Source organism: Streptomyces sp. CNH287, assembly GCF_000424825.1.
Genome location: NZ_AUKQ01000003.1, coordinates 176,914 through 193,289, shown reverse-complemented (window position 1 = coordinate 193,289; position 16,376 = coordinate 176,914). Strand labels below are relative to the sequence as shown.

15 protein-coding genes and 1 tRNA gene are annotated in these 16,376 nt (G+C 71.6%); 9 read left to right on the top strand and 7 right to left on the bottom strand.

The features are described from left to right. Window positions 1-32 precede the first annotated feature (32 nt). On the bottom strand, window positions 33-1,319 hold the full coding sequence (locus H299_RS0100815; RefSeq protein ID WP_027746862.1) for a M6 family metalloprotease domain-containing protein: 1,287 nt from the start codon (window positions 1,317-1,319) through the stop codon (window positions 33-35). 350 nt (window positions 1,320-1,669) lie between these two features. Between H299_RS0100815 and H299_RS0100810 the strand changes: the two genes are divergently transcribed. Continuing rightward, window positions 1,670-3,436, top strand: a complete 1,767-nt coding sequence (locus H299_RS0100810) for an EAL domain-containing protein (RefSeq protein ID WP_027746861.1) — start codon at window positions 1,670-1,672, stop codon at window positions 3,434-3,436. Window positions 3,437-3,472: 36 nt separating this feature from the next. Here the strand turns inward: H299_RS0100810 and H299_RS0100805 are convergent, their stop codons facing one another. From H299_RS0100805 to H299_RS0100795, 3 genes are all read right to left on the bottom strand, one after another. Then, window positions 3,473-4,600 (bottom strand): LLM class flavin-dependent oxidoreductase, encoded by a 1,128-nt coding sequence (locus H299_RS0100805; protein WP_027746860.1) that lies wholly within the window; start codon window positions 4,598-4,600, stop codon window positions 3,473-3,475. A gap of 163 nt (window positions 4,601-4,763) precedes the next feature. After that, window positions 4,764-5,486, bottom strand: a complete 723-nt coding sequence (locus H299_RS0100800) for an aspartate racemase/maleate isomerase family protein (RefSeq protein ID WP_027746859.1) — start codon at window positions 5,484-5,486, stop codon at window positions 4,764-4,766. A gap of 157 nt (window positions 5,487-5,643) precedes the next feature. Beyond that, a complete protein-coding gene (locus H299_RS0100795) occupies window positions 5,644-6,633 on the bottom strand; it encodes an aspartate racemase/maleate isomerase family protein (RefSeq protein ID WP_027746858.1) in 990 nt (329 codons plus the stop codon). 214 nt (window positions 6,634-6,847) lie between these two features. Here H299_RS0100795 and H299_RS0100790 point away from each other — a divergent pair, with 214 nt between their 5' ends. Together H299_RS0100790 and H299_RS31420 are read left to right on the top strand one after the other, a co-directional pair. Next, window positions 6,848-7,813, top strand: a complete 966-nt coding sequence (locus H299_RS0100790; RefSeq protein ID WP_027746857.1) for a D-2-hydroxyacid dehydrogenase — start codon at window positions 6,848-6,850, stop codon at window positions 7,811-7,813. 136 nt (window positions 7,814-7,949) lie between these two features. Beyond that, complete coding sequence (locus tag H299_RS31420) at window positions 7,950-9,401, top strand: amidase (protein ID WP_051261991.1); 1,452 nt, start codon at window positions 7,950-7,952, stop codon at window positions 9,399-9,401. Between the two features lie 50 nt (window positions 9,402-9,451). Here H299_RS31420 and H299_RS0100780 read toward each other — a convergent pair whose 3' ends face one another. Continuing rightward, a complete protein-coding gene (locus H299_RS0100780; RefSeq protein WP_027746856.1) occupies window positions 9,452-9,952 on the bottom strand; it encodes a DUF3830 family protein in 501 nt (166 codons plus the stop codon). A 122-nt stretch (window positions 9,953-10,074) separates the two neighbouring features. On the opposite strand from H299_RS0100780, the gene ehuB reads away from it, so the two are divergent. From ehuB to H299_RS0100750, 6 genes are all read left to right on the top strand, one after another. After that, complete coding sequence (gene ehuB / locus H299_RS0100775) at window positions 10,075-10,983, top strand: ectoine/hydroxyectoine ABC transporter substrate-binding protein EhuB (protein WP_051261990.1); 909 nt, start codon at window positions 10,075-10,077, stop codon at window positions 10,981-10,983. Further along, window positions 10,983-11,726 carry an ectoine/hydroxyectoine ABC transporter permease subunit EhuC gene (gene ehuC / locus H299_RS0100770; protein ID WP_027746854.1) on the top strand — a complete coding sequence of 248 codons (744 nt, stop codon included), beginning with the start codon at window positions 10,983-10,985 and terminating at the stop codon, window positions 11,724-11,726. The genes ehuB and ehuC overlap by 1 nt, the downstream gene beginning before the upstream one ends. Then, entirely contained in the window at window positions 11,723-12,373 is a 651-nt protein-coding gene (ehuD, locus tag H299_RS0100765) for an ectoine/hydroxyectoine ABC transporter permease subunit EhuD (protein ID WP_027746853.1), read from the top strand. The genes ehuC and ehuD overlap by 4 nt, the downstream gene beginning before the upstream one ends. After that, window positions 12,363-13,178 carry an ectoine/hydroxyectoine ABC transporter ATP-binding protein EhuA gene (ehuA, locus tag H299_RS0100760; protein ID WP_027746852.1) on the top strand — a complete coding sequence of 272 codons (816 nt, stop codon included), beginning with the start codon at window positions 12,363-12,365 and terminating at the stop codon, window positions 13,176-13,178. The genes ehuD and ehuA overlap by 11 nt, the downstream gene beginning before the upstream one ends. 190 nt (window positions 13,179-13,368) lie before the next feature. After that, window positions 13,369-14,127: an IclR family transcriptional regulator domain-containing protein gene (locus tag H299_RS0100755; protein WP_027746851.1), complete on the top strand. Its 759-nt coding sequence runs from the start codon at window positions 13,369-13,371 to the stop codon at window positions 14,125-14,127. Between the two features lie 64 nt (window positions 14,128-14,191). Continuing rightward, a tRNA-Lys gene (locus H299_RS0100750) sits at window positions 14,192-14,265 on the top strand. 79 nt (window positions 14,266-14,344) lie between these two features. Here the strand turns inward: H299_RS0100750 and H299_RS0100745 are convergent. Both H299_RS0100745 and H299_RS31415 read right to left on the bottom strand, forming a co-directional pair. After that, complete coding sequence (locus H299_RS0100745; protein WP_027746850.1) at window positions 14,345-15,379, bottom strand: DUF3533 domain-containing protein; 1,035 nt, start codon at window positions 15,377-15,379, stop codon at window positions 14,345-14,347. A 78-nt stretch (window positions 15,380-15,457) separates the two neighbouring features. Then, window positions 15,458-16,159 carry a hypothetical protein gene (locus H299_RS31415; protein WP_051261989.1) on the bottom strand — a complete coding sequence of 234 codons (702 nt, stop codon included), beginning with the start codon at window positions 16,157-16,159 and terminating at the stop codon, window positions 15,458-15,460. Between the last annotated feature and the right edge of the window lie 217 nt (window positions 16,160-16,376).

Genomic DNA, 16,376 nt, shown 5'->3' with positions numbered 1-16,376 from the left:
CTCCGGCGTGTGCGGGGCTCTGCGGCGTGCTGCTACGGCCGCTCCCCGCGGGTGATCGTGACGTGCCAGCCACCCTCCCCGGTGGCCGCGCCGACCTGGACGCGTACGCCGCCGCCCTCGTCCGTGGCCCAGCTCTCGCCCGCCCCCAGGGCCGCGTCCGCCAGCGGCGGGTAGACGGAGCTGCGCCGGCAGCTGTTGGTGTCCGGATGCCCGTCGACCACCTGCACCGGCCCGTCGGCCGAGGCGGCGCCCGCGCGGACCCGGTAGAGGAGCACGCCCTCGGCGCAGACCCCGGCGTCACTGCCCTCGGCGGTGCGCGCCTCGATCGCCAGCGCTTCGAGCGGGCCGGTGCGGACGACGATCAGCCGCGCGTCCGCCCGCGCGCCGAAGCGGGCGAGCCGCCGTCCGCCGACGGCGTCCAGCGGGGCGCCGAGCGGGCGCAGCGTGTGCCGCGTGGTGCCCGCCCCTGGCGGCACGCAGTCCACCTGCCAGGGGCGCAGCCAGCCCAGCTTCCACTTGTGCCAGCCGAACAGGTCCGGCGCCAGACCGAACTGACTGCCCATCAGATCCCAGTCCCCCACGTGGGTGTCCCAGTCGCCCTTGCCGTCCCCGGGCCGGTGGTAGAGGTCGGGGAGGTCGAAGACGTGACCGGTCTCGTGGGCGAGGACGTTCCGGTCCGGCGGGTGCTGCTCGAAGACGGTGACGATGCGGCGTATCTCCGTGCCGTCGACCATCATCGGCTCGTCGAAGTTCACGACCTTGGTGGCGTCGGAGTTGACGCCGGGCGCGTCCGGGTCGGCGACCAGGTAGACGAGGTCGTAGTCGCCGAAGTCCACGCCGGGGTCGGCCGCCGCGATCGCGTCGCGCAGGAAGCTCGTACGCATCTCCGCGTCCCAGTCGCGCTGTATCCCGTAGTCGGTGGAGGGCGCGGGCATGCCCGTCCAGTGCTCCTGCGGATGGCCGCGCAGTTCCAGGCGGCCGTAGGAGGCGCGGGCGAAGAAGTCGGCCGTGGCGGGGAAGTGGTCGGCGTACAGCTCGCCCGGGGTCACGAAGGGCTTCCAGTCCGGGAAGGAGAGGAAGACCATCAGGGCGTCCAGCGGACGGTCGGGGCGAGGGTAGGAGGTGTTCCAGCTGTCGAGGCCCTCGGAGTGGTGGGCCCCGGTGCGCGGGAGGGCGCAGGAGCGGACGGCGGACGTGGCGGTGGCCGGTCCGGCGACGAGCGCCGTCCCGATGATCGCGGTCAGCGAGGTGAGTACGGCCGCGGTGCGCCGCAGTGGACGCTGCCGGGCCACTCCCTCGGGTATAACCGATCGAGCCACGTGGCGACCTCGCCGGGTGGGGAAGTGCGGTCCTCCACCACGATGTCGTGATTGCGGTGGTTTCGCCCCGTTCCGCTACGCCGCTCGGGTCACCTGCAATATGATTACCCTGGGTAGTTAATGATCAAGACTGACCGGTCGCTTCCGACTCTTTTGCAGAAACGGTCACTCTCGCTCACCCGCTCCCGTACAGGCCCCGGCCGGGGCGCCGGATACCGCGTCCCGATGCTGGATCGCGCACCGTGTGAACCTCTATGATCGCCACATTTCCAGCGCGGATCAGCCTCCGGATGGCCTACGGTCGGTCGCTCGACCGGTCCGCACGCGACGAGTGACCGCAGGAGTGATCGGTGAACGGACCCTCCGACGGACCGGACGAGGCCTGTGCCCAGCCTTCGCCCGCACCAGCGCAGACCCTCACGGAAAGTGAGCAGAGCGGGCCCAGGGAGAGCGACTTCAGGGCCGCCTTCAACGCCGCGCACATCGCCATGGCCGTGCTCGACCGCCGGGGGCGCGTACGCACCGCCAACCGCGCGCTGGAGCGGCTGCTGGGCGCCGCCCCGGACGGGCTGGTCGCCGCCCCCGTCGCCGGCCTGCCCGGCATGGACCTCGACGCCCGGGCGCACGGCGCGTACGAGGAGGCGCTGCACGGGCGCAGCGCCCGGATGTCCTGCACCCGCTGGCTCAAGCACGCGGACGGGCATCCGCTGTGGGCCGAGATCACCGTCGCCCCGACGGTGCACGGCCCCGACGGGCAGGGCGGTGAGGCCCTGCTGTCCGTGGTGGACGTCAGCGAGCGCCGCGCGCTCCAGCAGCGGCTGCGCCACCTCCAGATGCACGACCCGGTGACCCGGCTGCCCAATCGGGCCCTCTTCTTCGAACGGCTCTCGGCCGCCCTCTCCGACTCGGCGACCGGGCGCATCGGCCTGTGCTACCTCGACCTGGACGGCTTCAAGGCCGTCAACGACACGCTCGGCCACCCCGTCGGGGACCAGCTGCTGGACGCGGTGGCGCGGCGGCTGACCCGCTGCGGCGAGGACGGCGGGCATTTGGTCGCCCGGCTGGGCGGGGACGAGTTCGCGCTGCTGGTCGAGGGCTCCACCGGCACCGAACAGCTCACCCGGCTCGCCCAGACGGTGCTGCTGGCCCTTCAGCGGCCCTTCGAGCTGGGCGGCCAGCGGCTCGCGGTGTCCGCCAGCATCGGCGTGCTGGAGCGGGAGGCGGCCGGGATCAGCGCGACGGGGCTGATGCAGGCCGCCGACACCACGCTGTACTGGGCGAAGGCGGACGGCAAGGCGCGCTGGACGCTCTTCGACCCGGAGCGCAACGCCCACCGCATGACCCGGCAGGCCCTCACCAGCACGCTGCGGCCGGCCGTCGAGCGCGGCGAGTTCATGCTGGAGTACCAGCCCATCGTGGACTTCGGCGACGACCGGCTGCACGGCGTGGAGGCGCTGGTGCGCTGGCGGCACCCGCGCTTCGGCACCCTGGGCCCGGACCGCTTCATCGGCCTGGCCGAGGAGAACGGCGCAATCGTCCCGCTGGGCCGCTGGGTGCTGGCCGAGTCCTGCCGCCAGGCGCGCCGCTGGCTGGACGCGCACCCGGGGCGGCCGATCTTCGTCAGCGTCAACGTCGCCGTGCGGCAGGTCTGGGACTCGGACCTGGTCGCGGACGTCGAACGCATTCTGGAGCAGACCGGTGTGCCCTCCGGCCTGCTCCAGCTGGAGCTGACGGAGTCGGCGGTGATGGGCTCGGCCGGGCGCCCCCTCCAGGCGCTGCACGAGCTGAGCGAGATGGGCGTCCGGATCGCCATCGACGACTTCGGCACCGGCTACTCCAACCTCGCCTATCTCAGCCGCCTCCCGGTGCGGACGCTGAAGCTCGACGGCACCTTCGTACGCGGCTTCCGCACGGCCCGGCACCTCAATCCGGCGGACGAGACGATCGTCACGGCGCTCGTGCAGCTGGCGCACAAGCTCGGGCTGACGGTGACGGCCGAGTGCGTCGAGAGCGAGGCGCAGGCGGAGCGGCTGCGCCGGATCGGCTGCGACTCGGGGCAGGGCTGGTATTACGCCCGGCCCATGGCGGCGGAGGGGATCACGGCGCTGCTGGGCTGAGCCGGGCGTGCCCCCGTACCTCCAGGGCCGCCCCGGTCAGGCGGGGCCCACGGGCAACCCGTAGGCGTCCGCGATCAGTTCGTAGCTGCGGACGCGCGCCTCGGGGGTGTGCGCGTTGGCCGTGATCATCAGCTCGTCGGCCCCGGTGCGCTTGACCAGGGCGTCCAGGCCCTCGCGTACCGCCTCGGGCGTCCCCTTGACCACGTTGCCCAGCCAGCCGTCCACGAAGTCCCGCTCGACGGCGCTGAAGGAGTACGCCGCCGCCTCCTCGGGCGTCGGGATCAGCCCCGGACGGCCGGTGCGCAGCCGCAGCATGGCCAGCGCGCCGGTGAGCACCTGGCGGTGCGCCGCCGCCTCGTCCTCGGCCGCCAGCGCCGAGACGCCGATCACCGCGTACGGGTGCGCCAGCGCGGCGGAGGGCCGGAAGGTCTCGCGGTACAGCTCCAGGGCCGGGACGGTGTGTGCCGCCGAGAAGTGGTGAGCGAAGGCGAACGGCAGGCCGAGGGAGGCGGCGAGCCGCGCGCTGAACCCGGAGGAGCCGAGGAGCCACACCGGCGGCCGGGCGGTGCCGCCCTGCACCGGGCCGGGGACGGCGTGGATGCGGGCGTACGCGTGCCCGTCGGGGAAGTCGTCGTCCAGGAAGCGGGTCAGCTCGGCGAGCTGCTGCGGGAACTCGTCCGCTCCCTCGCGCAGGTTCTCCGTGCGGCGCAGCGCGGCGGCGGTCGCGCCGTCGGTGCCGGGCGCCCGGCCCAGGCCGAGGTCGATCCGGCCGGGGGCCAGCGCCTCCAGGGTGCCGAACTGCTCGGCGATCACCAGCGGTGCGTGGTTGGGCAGCATGACGCCGCCCGAGCCCAGCCGGATGCGTTCCGTGCGGGCGGCGAGGGAGGCGAGGAGGACCGCCGGGGACGAGCTGGCTACCCCCGGCATGGAGTGGTGCTCGGCCACCCAGAAGCGGGTGAAGCCGCGCCGGTCGGCCAGCTGGGCGAGGCGGGCGGAGGTGCGCAGCGCGTCCGTCGCGGTGCAGCCCTCCCCGACCGTCGCCAGGTCCAGCACGGAGAGCGGTACGGGGGCGGTGCCCCGGGCCTCGCCGCGTATGGCGTCGCCCCGTACGGCGCTGCCGCGTGTGTCGTCGCCGCGTGTGTCGTCGCTGCCTTCGTCGGCCACGGCCGGCCCCGCCTCCTCGTTCGCCCTGCGTCCGGCGCCCTGCCTGCCTGTGGCTGCGCCTCCCAGGGCGGCAACCGGGCGCGGCGCCCGGCTATTCCCGTCCCGCCCCTGGTGCGCCAGGGGCGGGACGGGAGCGCCCGGGCGGAGGCGACCCGGCAGGCTCTCAGGCGAAGAGCGCGCCCAGGGCCGGCACGCGCGCCGAGACGCCGAGCAGCCGGAGCCCCTCGCGCACGGTGACCTGGTTCGCGGTCAGCACCGGCTTGCCCAGGGCCTCCTCCAGCTCGGGAATCCAGGCCGCCGTGTGCAGGGCGGTGTCGGGCAGCAGGACGGCCTGGGCGTCCGGGTGGTCGCCTCCCCGGGCCAGCGCGAGGACCTCCTCGCGGCCCCAGGTGCCCACCTCGGCCGCGGTGATGATGCCGCTGCCGCGCATCGCCACCACCTCCGAGCCCGCCGCCTTCAGGAAGGCGGTGAACAGCTCCGCGACGTCCTCCGGGTAGGTCGCCGCGATGGCGACCCGCTCGGCACCGAGCGCGCGTACGGCCTGCGCGAAGGCGAAGGAGGTGCTGGAGGCGGGCAGGCCCGCGGTGGCGGACAGCTCGCGCACCTGCTCGTGCGCGCCGTCCCAGCCGAAGACGAAGCTGGCACTGGTGCAGGCCCAGACGACCGCCTCGGCGCCGAGGTCCTTGACCTCCTCCACCTTGGCGGCGAGCCGGGCCGCCGAGCCCATCTCCAGCAGGGCGTCGACGCGGTGGGCGTCCTCGCCGATGTCCGTGTGCACCAGCGGCAGCCGTACGTCTGCTCCGGCCTCCCGCAGGATGCCCTCGAGCCGCGGAAAGTCGTCCTCCGCCGAGTAGCCGGGGTAGAGGAACCCCACCGCCTGTGCCATGTGTTCTCCTTCGCGTGAAGCCACCGGCGGGCGCCGGTGGAGGGGGATGCCGTACGTGGGCCGCGCGCGTGCGGGCGCGCGCGTGGCTGCCGGGCTCGGGGCTCCGGGCCCGGCAGCGGGATACGGGGGAAGCCGGGCTCCGCGGGCCCGGCACGGGTCACACCGGGGGCTGGCCGCCGGCCCTGTCGTCGGGCCCGGCGGGCGGGAACTGCGGGTCGAAGGTGTCCAGCGGCTCGCCGCCGCCCTGGTCCGCGCCGGTCAGCGCGGCCTCGGGCCCCACCGGGCCCGCGGGGTGCGACGGCTCGACCGGGCCGGGTTCGGCCTGCTCGCCCTGCGCGTACGCGTCGCCTGGGCCGTACTGCTCGCCCGGACCGCACGGCTCCAGCGGCGCCATGGCGGCCGGGCCGCGTCGCGCCACCGGGTCGAGCAGCGCCTGGTAGTTGCCGACGGCCTGTTTGCCGATGCGTTGGAGCGCCGCCCACATGGTGACCTGGTTCGCCGACAGCACCGGCATCCGCAGCTCCGCTTCGAGCTGCGGGATCACGTCGTAGGTCGGCAGGTTGGTGCAGCTGATGAAGAGCGCGTCCGGGGCGTCGACGACGGCCTCGCGGGCCATGTCGACCACGTCCCGGTACGGGACCTTCCAGATGTGGCTGGTCAGACCGAGGTAGCTGCGCCCGGTGACCGCGATGCCGGCCTCGCCGAGATAGTCCTCCAGTGAGTCGGTGACCGACTTCGTGTACGGGGTGATGATCGCGACGCGGCGCGCGCCCAGTTCACGCAGCGCCTCCAGCGCGGCACCCGAGGTGGTCAGGGTCGGCACTTCGCCGGCCTGCTGCATGGCCACGGTCATGGCCTTCTCACCAGCGGTGCCGCCCACGAAGCTGCCCGAGGTGCAGGCGTAGGCCACGACCTCCGGAGCCACCGCGGTCAGTGCGAGTACGGCCTCGTGCAGCGTTTCGTGCTCGCTCACGAGGCGGGCCAGGTCGAGGCTTACCTCGACGGGGACGAAGGGGGTACGGGTGAGGTGCAGCGACACGTCGTCGGGCACCCAGCGCCATAGCTCGCGATCGAGCGCGAAGTCGAACGGCGCGACGACTCCGACGCCGCGCTGCGGCTGCGGTCCACCAAGGAAGGAGACATCCATTTCGAGCCCCAAAAAGAGACGGAGGGGTGGCACGGGCCAAAGAAAGAGATAACCGGTCAGACGCCGGGAACGCCGGGACAGATGCCTTTGTTGACGAAGGTAGTTCGCTCTCCCTACCGTGGTCAATCCTCGCATCTGCGACGCCGTCCGCGCGCTGTCCCCGCGCCTGTCCGAAGAGCCCAGCCGCCCCTCGTTTCGAAACGGTTTCCTTCCAATGTCCGAAACATGTGTTCTTGTCCTGGATGCTGATCCACTTCCCCGTCTCGGCCGCCTCGCCGGGCGTGCCCGCGTGGTGCACGCCGACGAGAAGACGCTGGCAGAGCGCCTTCCGGAGGCCGACGTCCTGCTCGTGTGGGACTTCCTGTCCGACGCCGTGCGCGCGGCCTGGCCCGGCCCCGGCGCCCGGCCGCGCTGGGTGCACACGCCCAGTGCGGGCGTCGACCGGCTGCTGCCCGAACTGGCCTCTTCGGAGACGATTCTCACAAATGCCCGAGGTGTCTTCGACCAGCCCATCGCCGAATACGTGGCGGGGCTCGTGCTCGCCATGGCCAAGGATTTCCACGGCAGCCGGGAATTGCAGCGCCAGCGGCGCTGGCGGCACCGAGAGACATTCCGGGTCGGCGGAACTCGGGCCGTGGTCGTCGGATCAGGGCCGATCGGACGAAAAATCGGGCGCACTCTCATGGCACTCGGTGTCACCGTCGACCTCGTCGGCCGCACCGAACGGTCCGGCGACCCGGACTTCGGCCGGGTGCACGCGAACGACGCGCTCGGTGGTCTGCTGGGCGAGGCCGACTGGGTGGTGTGCGTCGCGCCGCTCACCGACTCCTCGCGCGGCATGTTCGACGCGTCGGCCTTCGCCCAGATGAAGCCGACGGCCCGCTTCGTCAACGTCGGCCGCGGGCAGCATGTCGTCGAGGCCGATCTCGTCGAGGCTTTGCGTTCGCACCGGATCGCCGGGGCTGCGCTGGACGTCTTCCACGAGGAGCCGCTGCCGGTGGAGAGCCCGCTGTGGGACGTGCCGGGGCTGCTCGTCTCGCCGCACATGAGCGGCGACACCATCGGCTGGCGGGACGACCTCGCCGAGCAGTTTCTGGACAACTTCGACCGGTGGGAGGCGGGCGAGCCGCTGCTGAACGTGGTCGACAAGCAGCTCGGCTACGTCCCCGGCGGCAGCTGACCGGCCGCGCGCCGCCCCGCCTCCGCCACTCCCCCGCCCCCTCCCGGGGCGGGGGCCCACTCCTGCCCGACAACTCCCGTCTCACCCCTTCTGACCCACCCCTCCTGCTCGACCGCATCGATCCGAGGAGCACGCGTTGTCCGATCTCACCGCTCTGTCCGCGACCCAGCTCACCGCCGGGTACGCCGCTCGTGACTTCTCACCGCTCGAGGTCACCGAGGCCACGCTCGCGCGGGCGGAGGCCGTACAGCCGCAGGTGAACGCCTTCGTCCGGTTCAACGCCGAGGAGGCGCTCGACCAGGCCCGCGCCAGCGAGGAGCGCTGGGGCCGCGGCGAGCCCGCCGGGCTGGTCGACGGCGTGCCGGTGACCGTGAAGGACATCCTGCTCCAGCGCGGCATCCCGACCCTGAAGGGCTCCTGGTCGGTCGGCGAGGAGGGCCAGAAGTGGGACGAGGACGCCCCCTCGGTCGCCCGCCTGCGCGAGCACGGCGCGGTCCTGCTGGCCCGTACGACGACCCCGGAGTTCGGCTGGAAGGGCGTCACCGACAGCCCGCGGCACGGCGCGACGGGCAACCCGTACGACCCGGAGCGCACCGCGGGCGGCTCCAGCGGCGGCGGCGCGGCGGCCGTGGCCCTGGGGGCGGGCCCGCTGAGCCTGGGGACGGACGCGGGCGGCTCCGTGCGCATCCCCGCCTCCTTCAGCGGGATCTTCGCGCTGAAGCCCACGTACGGCCGGGTGCCGATGTACCCCGCGAGCGCCTTCGGCACGCTGGCGCACGTGGGCCCGATGACGCGGGACGCGGCGGACAGCGCGCTGCTGATGGACGTGATCACCGCTCCCGACCCGCGCGACTGGTCGCAGCTCGGCCCGGTGCCGTCCGGCTTCCGGGAGGGGCTCACCGACGGCGTGGCCGGGCTGCGGATCGCCTACTCCCCCACGCTCGGCGGGCAGGTGGAGGTCGACCCGGTGGTCGCCGCGGCCGTGCGGCGCGCGGTGGAGCGGCTGGCGGAGCTGGGCGCGCACGTCGAGGAGACCGATCCGCCGCTGCCGGACCCGGTGGAGGCGTTCCACACCCTGTGGTTCGCCGGGGCGGCCCGGATCACCCAGTACTTCACCGAGGAGCAGCGGGCGGCGATGGACCCGGCGCTGCGCGAGGTCTGCGAGGAGGGCCGGCGGGCGAGCGCGGTGGACTACCTGGCCGCGGTGGACGTGCGCATGGCTCTGGGCAAGGCGATGGGCGACTTCCACCGCGAGTACGACCTGCTGGTCACCCCGACCATGCCGATCACCGCGTTCGCGCTCGGGCTCGAGGTGCCCGCGGGCTCGGTCGATCCGCGCTGGACGAGCTGGACGCCGTTCACCTACCCGTTCAACATGACGCAGCAGCCTGCCTGCTCGCTGCCCTGCGGGGTGGACGGGGACGGCATGCCGGTAGGCGTGCAGCTGGTTGCCGCACGCCACTCCGACGCGTTGGTGCTGCGGGCGGCGCACGCCCTCTACGCGGCCGGGGCCGCCGACATCCCGGCACCCCGGGCCGGGCTCGGATCGCTGCCCGTGCCCGGTCCGGGGCCCGCCACGAAGGCGTAGGGCGGTGGCGCAGGCGGCGCGAGGGGATTCCTCGCGCCGCCCGACGTCCGCTACACCCGGCGGAAGTTGAGCGTCTCGCCCAGTGCGCCCGCCCGCCAGAGGTCCTGGCAGGCGTCCGCCATCCGGTCGAGGCCGTCCACGACGCTGCCCCAGACGATGCCGGGGACCCAGCCGGCGTCTCCGTTGATGAGCAGGTTGTTCCGCTCGTAGAAGAGGGCGAGGTCGATCACCGTCTTGCGGCCCTGGTGGTCGGCCTCGGCCTCGTAGCCGTAGGACTTGGTGCCCAGCTGGGTCTCAGTGAATGTGAAATAGCACAGGTCACCCGGAATGGGGGTGATAGTGGGATTTTCCAGGGGCGGCTCCTCCGGAGCGAAGGGCGGAATCAGCGCGTAGATCTCATTCCGGGCGTACTTGGCGTGATAAACGTCACCACCGAGCGGCAGCGCGTCCCACACCGCGGCGCAGGTGATCGGGGCACGGTCGTCGAGCAACTTGGCCGTGCAACTCACACCCCGCTTGGCCAGGGACACTTCGATGAAGCGGTCCGGCATCTTGCCTCCCAAGACTGATCGGTTACGTGTCAATACTGACGCAGCGGACAACACGACAACGACCACGTCAAGGGCTGGAAACAATCCGCATAACTCTCGGCAGCGTGGGTAGCCGCGCGCCCATGGCTCCACCACTTAGGGCACATACGCCATTCATCGGAAAAGGGTTCAGCCGCCGCTCGCTCCTGGCGGGCACGGCGGCTCTGGGTGCGTTCGGCATCGCCGGGTGCAGTCGGGCACCGGACGAAGGGAAGGTGGAAGGAGGCGACCTGCTGGCTCGCCTGCGCGACCAGGGGTCGGTGAAGGTCGGCATCGCCAGCGAGCCCCCCTTCGGCTACATCGACGACGACGGCGACCCGGCCGGCGAGGCCCCGGCGATCGCCGAGGTCGTCTTCAAGCGGCTCGGCATCCCCACCATCAAGGCCATCCCGGTGGATTTCGGGGCATTGATCCCCGGACTCAAGGCGCAGCAGTTCGATGTCGTCTCCGCGGGGATGTACATCAACGCGACACGCTGTGAGCAGGTGCTCTTCGCCGATCCGGACTACATCATGTTGGACTCCTTCATCGTGCGAAAGGGCAATCCGCACGGAATCAAGAGATACGAGGACATTGCCAAGAAGGGGCTCAAGTTCGCCACCGGCAAGGCATATGCGGAGATTGCCTACGCCGAGGCGGCGGGCATCAAGGACATGTTGATCCTGCCCGACCAGGTGGCCGGTCTCAGCGCGGTGGAAACGGGCCGCGTGGACGCCTTCGCGGGCACCAACGTGACGGTCAAGGGCGCCGTCGCGGGTTCGAAGCGTGCAGAGGCCACCGAGGCGTTCCAGCCCGTCGTGGACGGCGAGCCGGCTTACGGTGCGGGCGGCTTCGCATTCCGCCTGTCGGAGAAGAACTTCCGCGACGAGTTCAACAAGGAGATTCACAAGCTCAAGGAGAACAACTACGAAGAGCTGCTGAAGATCGTCAAACCGTACGGTTTCGGCAGGAACGAGATGACCGACAAGACCGCGAAGGAGCTGTGTGGCTGATGATGACCTCAGGCATGTTCACCACCTGGTTCCTGCCAGGCATCTGGATCACCATCCAGGTGACGCTCTACAGCGCGGCGCTGGCCGGTGCGGTCGCCCTGCTCGTCGGCGTCCTGCGCACCTCGCAGTACTGGATCGTGCGCTTCCTTGCCGGTACCTACTTCGAGATCTTCCGCGGCACCTCGGCGCTCGTGCTGATGTTCTGGATGTTCTTCGCCCTGCCGCTCTTCGGCTGGCAGCTGGTCCCCATGTGGGCCGGAGTGAGCGCGCTGGGCCTGACCTACGGGGCGTACGGCTCCGAGGTGGTGCGCGGCGCGCTGGCGGCCGTCACGCCCGCCCAGCGTGAGGCGGGCATCGCGCTCAGCTTCACGCGCATGCAGCGGCTGCGCCGGATCGAACTCCCGCAGGCGTGGCCCGAGATGATCCCCCCGTTCAACAACCTGCTGATCGAGCTGCTGAAGGGCACGGCGCTGGTCTCCACGATCACCGTCGCGGACATGCTCTTCGCGGGCAACCTCGTCCGGCTGGGCAGCAACGAGAGTGCCCCGATCTACACCCTGCTCCTGGTGCTCTACTTCGCCATGGCCTTCACCCTCACCCGCGGCATGCGGGCGCTGGAGCGGCACGCGAAGCGCAACATCGGGCAGGGGCTCGAGAAGAAGCCGGGCTTCATCAGCCGCAAGCTCAGCGCGCGTGGTGAGACCGACCAGGCCGGCAGCCAGGTCGCAGGAGGTATGGGATGAACAAGTGGGACTGGTCGGTTGTCGACGAATTCATGCCGCGGTTCTGGGACGGGGTGCTGGTCACCCTTCAGGCCCTCGCCATCGGCTCGCTGATCGCCTTCTCGCTCGGCCTGGTGTGGGCCATCGCCCAGCGCTCCACGGTCAAGTGGATCAGCTGGCCGGTGATCGGCATCACCGAGTTCATCCGCAACACCCCGCTGCTGGTGCAGCTGTTCTTCCTCTTCTACGTGGTGCCCGAGTGGGGACCCTCGATGTCTCCGCTCGCTACCGGCATCGTCGGTCTCGGGTTGCATTACTCCACCTACACCGCTGAGGTCTACCGGGCCGGCATCGACGGCGTGCCGGCCGGGCAGTGGGAGGCGGCGACCGCGCTGAGCCTGCCCAAGACCCGTACCTGGACCTCGGTGATCCTGCCGCAGGCCATCCGCCGGGTCATCCCCGCCCTGGGCAACTACGTCATCTCCATGCTCAAGGACTCCCCCATGATCGCGGTCATCGGGGCCTTCGAGATGCTCGGCGAGGCCCAGGCGTACAGCAATGAGACCTTCACCACCGAGGCGCTGACCGTGGTCGGAGTCGCCTTCATTGTCATCGCCTACCCGGCTTCTCTTCTCCTTCGAGCCCTGGAGCGTCGTCTTGTCCGCTGAGAACAGCACTTCGAAAGAAACCGCGAACCCGGCCGCCGACGGCAGCGAACTGATCCGCTTCGACGGCGTGATGAAGCGGTTCGGCACCAACGTCGTCCTGGACCACCTGGACTTCACGGTCTCGTCCGGCAAGCACGTCACCCTCATCGGCCCCTCCGGATCGGGCAAGACGACGATCCTGCGGCTGCTGATGACCCTGATCAAGCCCGACGAGGGCACCATCAAGGTGGGCGGCGAGTACCTCACCCACGAGGAGCGGGGCGGCAAGCTCGTCCCGGCGGGCGAGAGCCACGTGCGCGAGGTGCGCAAGAACATCGGCATGGTGTTCCAGCAGTTCAACCTCTTCCCGAACATGGGCGTGCTGCGGAACATCACCGAGGCCCCCGTGCACGTGCTCGGGCTCTCCAAGGACGAGGCCGAGCAGCGCGCCCGGGAACTGGTCGAACTGGTCGGTCTGACCGAGCACATCGACAAGTACCCGAGCCAGCTCTCCGGCGGCCAGCAGCAGCGGGTGGCGATCGCCCGCGCGCTCGCGATGCGCCCGCAGGTGCTCCTGCTGGACGAGGTCACCTCCGCACTCGACCCGGAGCTGGTGGCCGGCGTGCTCGACGTGCTGCGCGACATCGCGCACACCACGGACATCACGATGCTCTGCGTCACGCACGAGATGAACTTCGCGCGGGACATCTCCGACGACGTCCTGATGTTCGACGCGGGCCGGGTGATCGAGTCCGGTTCGCCGGAGAAGATGTTCTCCGACCCCGAGCACGAGCGCACCCGGGAGTTCCTCAGCGCGGTCCTGTGATCCGCTGAACGGACGCCGCGGCCCCCGCCCCCCTGACGCCTGACGGAAGGCGGGGGCCGCACCCGCGTGTGGCATATGCCGATAGCGGCGACAACCGCCGCACCAGGGCCCGTTGAGCGCTATCGTGATACGTATCCCGTGACCCCCAGCTCTGGTCACGGAGCAGACGGTCACAACCACAGGGGGCACCGTGGCGCTCAGGCCGGAACCGACCGCGCCGTTCCACTCGGTGCAGTACGCGCTGCGCGTACTCGAATCAGTCGCCGGGCACCGCGACGGCATGGGAGAGGACCAGCTCAGCCGGGAGACCGGACTGCCCTCGGGGCATCTGGCGCACCTGCTGCTGATGCTGCGCCGGGAGGGCTATCTGGAGCAGGTCGCGGACGGGACGTACGTCGTCGGGGAGTCGCTGGTGCTGCTCGGCTCCGGCGGCGACCGCAGCCGCGCGCTGCGCGAGCGGCTGGACCGCACGCTCTCCGAGCTGCGGGACGCCCTGGGCGCCGCGATCTACCTCAGCCGCTACACCGACGGCGAGATGGAGGTCATGCGGTACTCGGAGAGCCCCAGCACCCCGATGGTCAACGAGTGGGTCGACTTCCGCTCCGCCGTGCACGCCACCGCGATCGGCAAGTGCCTGCTGGGCCAGCTCGACCACGACGGCCGCAAGGACCACCTCTCCCGGCACCGCACCGCCCGCCTCACCTCCCGCACGATCACCGACGAGCGCCTCCTGCTGAACGCCCTCGACCAGCAGCCGCCCACCGTCCCCGTACTCGACCTCCAGGAGTACGCGGTGGGCACGGTCTGCGCGGCCGTGCCGGTCACGGCCGGGGCTTCGGTGGGCTGCCTGGCCCTCTCGCTCCCGGTCGAGGACGCCCACCGGCTGCGCAAGGCGGCCGAGGCGCTCAACCAGCGGGCGGCGCCGGTCATGCTCTCGCTGGCGATCTGACCCGCGCGCCGGCCGGTGGTCGGGAGCACCCTCGCGGGGTGGGTATGATGATTCCTGTCAGCAGGCGCCGTTAGCTCAGTTGGTTAGAGCAGCTGACTCTTAATCAGCGGGTCCGGGGTTCGAGTCCCTGACGGCGCACAGACACCCACCGCAGGTCGGCGAGTTCCTCGTCGGCCTGCGGTGTTTTCCTGCGCTCCGGCCCTCTCGCCCGCCCGCCTCAGTCGGGCCGCATCGCCGGGTAGCGGCTGAGGGCGGGCAGCTCGGTGTCCCGCCGACGAACGGCACACACCAGGGTGAACAGGACGCCCGCGAGGGCCCAGACGGCCAGCACCCACATCGGACCCGTCATCGCGTTGCCGTCGAAGTAGACGGTGTTGCGGATGGCAGTCGTACCGGCCCCCGGCGGGAGCCAGTCGCCGATGACGCGCCAGAAGGGCGGGATCATGCTCCGCTGGTAGGCGCCGCCCGCACTGGGATTGCCCAGGACGACGAAGAGGACGATGGCCAGGCCGATGCCGACCACGCCGAACATCACCTGGAGCGCGATCGTCGCCGTCCCCGCCGCCAGCACCACCAGCGTGCCGATCCCCCACAGCGCCGCGAAGTGGCCCGGCAGCGCCCCCAGCACCGGATCGACGATCAGCGCGCCGCCCAGGCCGGAGACCACCGCGTACAGGGCCATGACCACGAGCCGCAGCACCGCGCGGCGCGTGGTGGCCGGGCGCGCCCCGGCCGTGATCCCCAGCATGGACGCCGCCAGGTAGCCGCCGACCAGCCAGCCGATGACGAGGTAGAAGGCGGTCAGGCTGCCCCGGTCGCCCGCCCCGGCCGGTGCGATGTCCTCCGCCTTGACCGTGCGGTTCTGCGCGGCGGCGAACTCACGGGCGACCTCGGTCACGGCCTGGGTCACGGAGTTGCCCGCGCCGGAGGCGACCAGCACGGTGTCCCGGGTGCCGCGCGGGTCCATGACGTACGCGCCCTGCGCCTCCCGCCGCATGATCCGCTCCCGTGCGGCCCGCTCGTCGGGTACGGCAGTGGTGCCGACCGGCTCGCCGGGCAGTGTGTCCAGCCGTTCGACGACCTCGGCGGGGGCGACGACGGCGAGCGGGACACGCTGGGCCTCGGGGTGGTGGAAGGCGCCGATGTAGGAGAGGAGGAAGCCGAGCTGTACCAGGAGCACGCCCACCATGAGCAGGAAGGCGCGCGGGGTGATCGCGTCGCGAAGCTCGGCGAGCAGGGGGCTGTTGCGCATGGGCGGTTCCTTGGACGCGGGCGATTTGCCCCCATCCATACCGCACGCCGGACACCGGACAGGCGCGGCGCGCGCGGCTCAGCGGGCGTCCGGCCCGGGCGGGCCGTCCGGCGCCGCGGCCGGGCCGTCCAGGGGCGAGCTGACGCGGCGGCTCACCCAGGGGTGGTCCCGCGAGGCGCGTACCAGCTCGCCGTTGGGGATGTCGCTGCGGCGGAGCCAGTCGCGCGCCTCCTGCGGGGCGGTGCCCTGGGCGAGCCGCCGCTCCAGCAGCCGCCACTCCCGTACGGCGTCCGGTGCGTCCACGTACCAGAGGTCGTCGAGGTGCCGCCGGGCCTCGGTCCAGCCGGGCAGCTCGCAGGCGAGGTAGTTCCCCTCGGTGATCACTAGCTCCGCCTCCGGGGGCACGACGTGGCGCGCGGCGATCGGGGCGTCCGCCACCCGGTCGTAGTCGGGCACGTAGATGTCGTGCTCGCGGCAGGCCGCGACCCGGGCCAGCAGGGCCGCGTAGCCGTGTACGTCGAAGGTGGCGGGCGCGCCCTTGCGGTCGAGCAGGCCCAGCCGGACCAGCTGGGGATCGGAGAGGTGGAAGCCGTCCAGCGGCAGGTAGGCCACGCTGCGCGGTCCGTGCCGCGCCGTCAGCTCCGCCACCAGCGTGCGGGCCAGCGTGGACTTGCCCGCGCCCGGCGCGCCCGCCAGACCCAGCACGGCGCGCCCGCGCGCGGCGCCCGCGGTCCGGTGGCGCAGCTGCCAGGCGGCGGTCAGGATTTCGGCGAGCGGCATCCGTACTCCCGTTGTTCGGCGACTCGTCCATACTCCCCGACGCGCGCCATGCGCAGGCCTGATCCTTACCCGGGGTTACAGCCTGACCATGCTGTCTGCACGTTCTGACGACGCGTCCGTCACCACTACTCCCGTCCATACGGAGCAAAAGGGAGCAAAACGCTGTAATTCATTCTTGCGATCATGCGGATTCTCCCGACAGCCTGCCGTAAAGTCA